Annotated in this window: 9 protein-coding genes; all 9 read right to left on the bottom strand. The window is 36.3% G+C overall.

Features of this window, described 5'->3' with window-relative positions; all coding sequences use genetic code 11:
- The coding region (gene pgk, locus PHY73_06040) for a phosphoglycerate kinase (GenBank protein ID MDD3375266.1) at window positions 1-241 on the bottom strand (241 nt) is incomplete at its 3' end.
- A gap of 124 nt (window positions 242-365) precedes the next feature.
- Entirely contained in the window at window positions 366-1130 is a 765-nt protein-coding gene (locus PHY73_06035) for a glycosyltransferase family 2 protein (protein MDD3375265.1), read from the bottom strand.
- A gap of 309 nt (window positions 1131-1439) precedes the next feature.
- Window positions 1440-2567 (bottom strand): ATP-binding protein, encoded by a 1128-nt coding sequence (locus PHY73_06030; protein ID MDD3375264.1) that lies wholly within the window; start codon window positions 2565-2567, stop codon window positions 1440-1442.
- Window positions 2568-2700: 133 nt separating this feature from the next.
- Entirely contained in the window at window positions 2701-3033 is a 333-nt protein-coding gene (locus PHY73_06025) for a hypothetical protein (protein MDD3375263.1), read from the bottom strand.
- A complete protein-coding gene (locus tag PHY73_06020; protein MDD3375262.1) occupies window positions 3030-3371 on the bottom strand; it encodes a DUF5674 family protein in 342 nt (113 codons plus the stop codon). The genes PHY73_06025 and PHY73_06020 overlap by 4 nt, the downstream gene beginning before the upstream one ends.
- Window positions 3372-3434: 63 nt before the next feature.
- On the bottom strand, window positions 3435-3698 hold the full coding sequence (locus PHY73_06015; GenBank protein MDD3375261.1) for a phosphomannose isomerase type II C-terminal cupin domain: 264 nt from the start codon (window positions 3696-3698) through the stop codon (window positions 3435-3437).
- A gap of 286 nt (window positions 3699-3984) precedes the next feature.
- Entirely contained in the window at window positions 3985-5115 is a 1131-nt protein-coding gene (locus tag PHY73_06010) for an ATP-binding protein (GenBank protein MDD3375260.1), read from the bottom strand.
- A 318-nt stretch (window positions 5116-5433) separates the two neighbouring features.
- Window positions 5434-6327 (bottom strand): glycosyltransferase family 2 protein, encoded by an 894-nt coding sequence (locus tag PHY73_06005; GenBank protein MDD3375259.1) that lies wholly within the window; start codon window positions 6325-6327, stop codon window positions 5434-5436.
- Between the two features lie 26 nt (window positions 6328-6353).
- A complete protein-coding gene (locus PHY73_06000) occupies window positions 6354-7481 on the bottom strand; it encodes a glycosyltransferase family 9 protein (GenBank protein ID MDD3375258.1) in 1128 nt (375 codons plus the stop codon).
- Window positions 7482-7530: the final 49 nt, after the last annotated feature.

Below are 7530 nucleotides of genomic sequence, written 5' to 3'. Positions count from 1 at the left end.
CCGCCACAGGCGTCAGGCGAAACTCATCTTCTGGACCCTCTCCTTTTGGTCGCCCCAAATGACTCATCAAAATAACCTTCGAAGCACCATTCTCAAGAACATATTTAATGGTCGGCATCGAGGCCTGGATCCGCCGATCATCTGTGATTTTAAGGTTCTTATCCAAAGGAACATTAAAATCAGCTCGAATAATAACTTTTTTACCTTTAATATCCAAATCTTTGACAGTCATTTTGTTCATTTTCTTTTTCCTTCCTAATTTGCCTAAATGCTTATACAATATACGGATAATTCTCTAATGAAGGGACTATTATATCGAAATTATGGGTTTTGTCAATGAAGCAACAAAGGATCCTTCAACCAGCCTACAAAGCTAGTTTCTTTCCTTTTTCATTATCAAATATAATATTATGGCTCATTTTTAGTCTTGCCAACGCATACTGAAAAGCAACTTTCAAAACCCCAAGACCATAAATCGTGCTTCTCTTCAAACTAATCGAAGAACACCCCTTATTATAATTGCATGGCGAGCTAATTTCTCCTATTGCGTACCCAAAATAAAATATTTGCGTCAAAATCTGATTATCAAAAATAAAATCATCGGAATTTTCTAACAATGGAATACCTAGAAGAACCTCTCTAGAAAACGCTCTAAAGCCCGTATGATACTCCGATAACTTTTGCCCGGTCAAAATATTTTCAAAAGCGGTCAAAGCACGATTAGCAATATATTTATAAATCGGCATCCCACCTTTTAAGGCATACCCGCCTAAAATGCGTGACCCCAAAACAACATCAAACATACCCGTCGCAATCAACGATGCCATAGGCCCTACCAGCTTTGGCGGATATTGATAATCAGGATGAAGCATCACCACAATATCAGCGCCTCTTCTTAAAGCTTCTTGATAACAGGTTTTTTGATTTCCTCCATATCCAAGATTTTGCGCATGCACAATCGTCGGAATCCCCAAAGATTCTGCAACCTTGATCGTTTCATCGCTTGATTGATCGTCCACAAGAAGAATTTCATCAACAATATCTTTTGGAATTTCTTGGTAAGTTTTTTCAAGAGTTTTCTCGGCGTTATAAGCCGGTAAAACAACAACAACTTTTTTTCCGTTAATCATAGAGCTCTTCCTTTAAGTTGAATATTAATACATATTAAGAATGGAGCGAACACCCCACCGAAACAAAAAACTTTACTTTTCACATTTATCCGTTTTATAACTAAAAATACCTTTTGCGTAGGCGGATAAGAGCTTTTCCTCTTAATTTAACTATATATAAAAAAGCGAACATCCCCGAAGCAAAAACATTTACCCTGTTAAAGAAAGCCGCCAATTGGAGTCGACGATAATTCTCAGCCTGAGACTAATCAGCCTCAAATGGAAATGCCACCGTCAGCTCAAACTGCTAGAAAACTTCTCTAACTGACTTTAGACAATAAACTTTAAATAATTATCCCTATCGATAATTTCAAACAATGCTTCAGGATAAGCCTCTGTCCATTGACGTGGAATCTTAGTTTTTCTTTTGCCAGATTTAAATTCAAACGCAAACAGTTTTCCTTCCCTCTCTTCAACCAAGTCAATCTCTTGACGTTCCCACGTTCGCCAGAAATAACTATTGGCATAAATTCCCTGGTAAGAACGCTTTTTCAAACGCTCTATAAATAAGAAATTTTCCCACAATGCTCCAACATCATCACGCATTTCCAATTTATTAAAGTTCGAAATAATCGCGTTGCGAATACCATTATCATAAAAATAATATTTACTTTTTTTCACAACCTCAGAGCGCAGATTACGACTAAAACCCCGCACATTATAAATAACAAATGTTTTTTCAAAAAGATCAAGATAGCGAGCTACCGTCTTGTGATCCATCCCAATTTGCCGACCCAACTCATTAAGAGAAACTTCTTTCCCAATCTGAAAAGCTAAAAGACGCAATAAATCTATGAGAGTTTTAGAATTTTTGACCTGCTCAAGCTCCAAAATATCCTTAAACAAATATGACTGAGCTAATTCTTCAAGCAAACGAATTTTTTCTTGCCTTGTTTCGGTAATCGCAACTTCAGGATATCCTCCAAAAACAAGCCAATCCTTAAGATTATCTTTTAATTCATAAGGATTATAAAGATTTTGTAATTCTAATTGCGCAACCGGATACAACGTTAAGGTAGTTTTTCTTCCTGTCAAAGGCTCCCCCATCTGTCCGGCCAACTCAAAAGAAGAAGAACCTGTCACAATAACTTGAATACCAGGAATCTGATCCACCAAGATTTTCAATCCCTGACCAACATTGGGAATTCTCTGAGCCTCATCAATAACAATTAACGAATATCCCTGCGCATATTCTTTAATTGCATCAAAATTCTGAGAACCAAGAATATTCCTTGTGCGCACATTATCTCCGGAATCTAATTTATACCGAAGCTGACATGTGTCAAGAAACTTTTGGATCAAAGTTGTCTTGCCTACTTGCCGTGGGCCAAAAATAACTAAAACCTTGTTTGGCTTTAAAAAAGAATTTAAATTATCATAAAAACGTGGTATATGCATAATTCAAACATACCATAAATAACATAATATGTCAATATTGGGGATCTACATTCCCTATAATGGCACTATTCCAGGTAGACAAGATTACAACACTTTTCAACCTACGAGGTTGAAAATAGGTTCAAAACAAATTCTAATAATGCTTTCTCGAGGCATAATTAAAACAATCAAAATACTTGCGCCATAATACTTCAGATGATAAAAATTCATTCGCCCCATAAAAAAAATCTACCAAAGCCTCTCTTACACGAAGAAGCTCTTTGAGCCGAGAATATTTCTTTGTTGGCATGATTACAAGATCAAGCAACTCTAGCGCTCGCACAACCGCTTCTTTCGAAAGATCATCTTTTTCTTTTTTCCGCCAGTTAAGAGCTCGACTTACCTCGCTACCAACATTAGCCATTTGCTCACAAAAAGACATCTGCGCCCAACGACCCTTAGCAAGATCTTGATGCTGAATCGTCATCGGCTTATCCTTTTGCTAACAATCTCAACAATTTTCTTTTGGATATCTTCAGAATCAACGCCTCTGCTTAGATTCCCTTGAGATGGACGCATATTAATCATCGAATCAAATTCTAAAAAATCATCCCCTTCTGCATCAGGATAAAAATTAATACCCCAAAGACTATTTTGCTTTGATCCCTTTTCCAAAAGCAAAGCCTCCAAATCAGAATGTAGCTCAGCATCAACAGCAATCAACTCACGATCAACGTCAACAACAGCTTTAATTAAATTACCAAAAATATTCTGCGCTAATTGCTTCAACTCATCAATAGCAATCATTGTATCTAATATTTTCATTTCTTCTCCTCGCTATAAATGCTACCAGCTAAACTCTTATTTCTCTAAACTCGATTCACTATTTTATCGATTATAATCATCCTCTAATCGCTCAATATCATCTTCGCCGAAATGATCGCCGGTCTGCACTTCAATAAATACCAAAGGTTTGTTTGTATCATTTGCAATACGATGGATTTGGCCTCGCGTAACATCAATCGATTCGCCTTTTTTCAAAACAATCTTTTTCTCATCAATAAAAATATTTGCCTGCCCCTCAGCAATAAACCAGTGCTCTTCCCTTAATTTATGCCTCTGAAGGCTCAATCGTTTGCCGGGGTTTACCACAACTTTTTAATCTTCATATCTACTTCATTTGCTAAAACTAAATAATACCCCCAACGGCCTCTCGCCTAAAGAAACAAGATATTCTTTTTGTGTTTCTAAAAATTCCTCTTCGCTGTGATTATTTTTCATGTTTAAAAAAAATCCTTTCTAAGAATCCTTCCTAGATTTAACAAATTACATGCTTCTTTCTCAACTACATCCTACATCCTACATACCAAATACTAAATACTACATACTAAATACTACATGCTTCCCAAAATAAAAATAACTAACATCACAACGACTTTTATACAATAAATTTTATATAATTTTCCTGATCAATAACAGAAAATTGCGCGCCTGCGTATGTTTCAATCCATTCTTTCGGTATTCTCTTTTGTTTTTTTCCATATTTCATTTCGTATCCGAACAGTCCGCCATCCCTCTCCTCAACCCAATCAATTTCTTTTTGGTCATACGTTCGCCAAAAATAATTATTCACCAACATTTGATCATACGCCTGTTTTTTTAATCGCTCCGCAATAATATAATTCTCCCATAGCATCCCGACGTCATTACGTAAATTTAACGAATTAAAATTTTTAATAAGCGCGTTACGAATTCCTACGTCAAAAAAATAATACCTCGACGATTTCGACACTTCCTTTCGCAAATTTCGGCTAAATCCCCCAACACGAAAGATAACAAAACACTTTTCTAAAAGATCCATATATCGCGCAACAGTATTCTTGCTGATACCTAAAGAACTGCCAATTTCGGTTAATGAAACTTCCTTTCCTATCTGAAAAGCAATCATTTGCAATAATCTCGAAAGCTTGTCTGAATTTCGTATTGTTTCAAATTCAAGAATATCCCGATACAAATACGAAGCAACAAGCTCGCGCAAATAAATCTCTTTTTCTCTATTATCTTTTTCAAGAACAACCTCAGGATAAGACCCGTACAATAATCGGCTCTCCAAGAAAGACTGAGTCAAAGCAGTGTTTTCTCTAGAGGCAAGCTCCATCTGTGCTAGAGGAAAAAGATGAAAAGACATCTTTCTGCCAGTTAAAGGCTCCCCCATTTTTCGTGCTAAATCAAAAGCTGAAGACCCTGTCGCAATAACAGCAACATCTGGAATATGATCTACAATTAACTTTAAATTAAGACCAATAAAATCTATTTTCTGAGCTTCATCAATAATCACATATCGATTTCTTCTCACAAACCCTTTTAGCTTTTCAATCGATTGACTCGACAAAATATCCTGTACAGCGATATCTTCCCCGCTAACAAAAAGACATGTTTTTTGAATTTCTTCAATAAATTTCTTTAAAAGCGTTGTTTTTCCGCATCTTCTTGCGCCATAAATAACATGAACTTTCCCAAACTTTAAAGAATTTATTAAATTATCAAGTTGTTTCTGTCGAATATACATAATCACCCCTATTAATACTAATTAGGTCATCTAACTGACCTAATTATATCATATTAAAGTGCATTGTCAACTGTGTACGCTGCGCACTCTAAATGAGCACGTGCTTTATGGAGCACAGCGAGCATAAATCACTGTGCAAATTTACCCCAGAAGCAATTTTCAGCGACGCGGGGCTTCCACCATCTTTACTACTCTCTACATACCAAATACTACATACCAAATATTCTTTTTGTGTCTCTAGATATTGTTCGTCCATAAACATTCTCACTCCCTTCAAAACTTTAACTATCTCGCGCTTTTCTTTATTTTCATTTTTCCTTATCTACCCAAAGCACTCATGAATTTACCGAACACCCTAAAATTAAAAGGCGAAAGCAAAAACGCCTTCCACAAAACATCCCTAGCTTTCTTCTTATTGCCACAACGTACAAGATCCTTGGCCATTGCACAATAAAAATTAACTAAGAACTTCTTATCTTTTTTCATTTTAGGAAACCATTTCTTCAGTATCCGCTGTTTTGTTTGCTCTAAGCATTGAAGAGGTACCCTTCCTTGAGCATTGTCATGAACATGCTTGACAACCAGCAATTCATTTAAGAAATACGATGGTTGCTTGCGAACAATCCTCGCAAAATAATCACAATCTTCACCAACTTGTATTTCTTCATCAAAGAAATCTCCTCGACAAGCCTCGCGACGAAATATCCAACAGCTTGTTGGCGTAAAAACACTAGCTGGAAACTTACACTCTGTTGTCACGTAACCTGAACGAAAATCTTTGTCAACAGTTGATACTTTTTCCCTTTTAGTATTAATCTCTGAAGCATTAGTAAAAATCATTCCTGGCTTCTGCTCTAAAGACCTAAATACCTCTAAAAGTCGGCTTAGCCGATTAGGAACAAATTCATCATCAGAATCCAAAAAAGCAAGATACTCGCCTCTAGCCTTTCGCATCCCAATATTACGAGCCGCAGCTGCACCTCTATTTTCCTGTTGGCGAAAATAAAGAATTCGCTCATCTTTAAAAGACTCTACAGCTTGCTTTATATCTTCTGTCGAAGCATCATCAACAACAATGATCTCAAAATTTATATAATCTTGAGCCAAGACACTTTTAATGGCCCTAGTCAACATCTCCGCACGATTATAAGCAGGAACAATAACAGAAATTAATTCTTTCTCATTAACGCCCAAAAGACTTTTCCTTTCCACCTTTTATTCATACTTGCTATATTATTCTAGCGTGGATTCGTATTCTCCAAAATAAAATTAACCGCATCCATCACTTCATCTACAGTAATTGATCGCAAACATTTTCGATCAGATTCACATTCTTTCAATTCCTTCATGTGCACATACCGACAAGGCGAGCACTCAAGATCTTTATAAATAACCACATTTTCTCGCCCCAAAGGACCCCACTTAATAGGTGTATTGGGCCCATACAACGCCACAACAGGACAACCCGCTAAAGACGCAAGATGTACGCCCCCTCCATCGCTTCCAACTGCCAAACGTGAAAACTTTAAAAGACCAATGCTATAAATTGGGTCCTGCCCAAATCTCTCTTCTTCTAGAAATGGTATTAACGGATTTGCCTGCATTTTTTCTTTTATACGAACAAGAATATCTTTTTCATTGCCAACTAATATAATGTTATAACCCATCTCTATCAATTTATCAGAAAGCGCAGCATACTTATCTTCATCCCAATTTCTATGAAAATTGCCTGAAGCAGGAAGAATAGATATAAAAGGACCACTAAAATTAGCAAGATAAGTTTTGGCGACAAAAAGATACTGCTCTGAAATCTCGATTGCAGGACTATAGTCAATGTCTCCTGCGCCAAGAACTTTAATGGGTGCCGCCATCTGAGAAACAACATGAACATTCCTTTTTTTATAAAATCGAAAATCTAGTATCTTCCATCGTGAAAAAAAAGGATTTCTAGAAATATAAATCACCGGAAATAGCGACCATAAGCGTAGAGACGGCTTAAACTTAGACTGCCCAGAAACAATAAGATCAAATTTCTTAAAATATTTCCTAAAAAAATTAGAGAAACCTTTAAAAAGTTCTTTCTTTCCAGGCTCAACATTTGAAATAAAACCATCAATATAAGGAATAGCCTTAAAAATAGAATCATAAACAGAGTTATAAGAGCCAAAAAAATACAATTTTGCTGATGGAAACATTTTCTTGAGCGCTCGGAGAACAGGAATGCACAAAACAAGATCGCCAAGCCCAGCTCCTGGCTTATGAAACACGATAGTTTTTACAGCTTCTTGTAAGCGTAGATACCTTTTTCTACGTGCAAAATGCTCAAAAACCTCTTTTGGATAATCTTTTACTTGATAAAAATCCATTCTCTCCCTGTCTCCCCCTTAACAATAAACTAATTTCTTTTCTAGCCAA

Source organism: Candidatus Omnitrophota bacterium (assembly GCA_028693815.1).
Lineage (GTDB): Bacteria > Omnitrophota > Gorgyraeia > Zapsychrales > Aceulaceae > Aceula.
The sequence above is the reverse complement of the archived record's forward strand: the minus strand, read 5'-3'. Positions and strand labels throughout refer to the sequence as shown.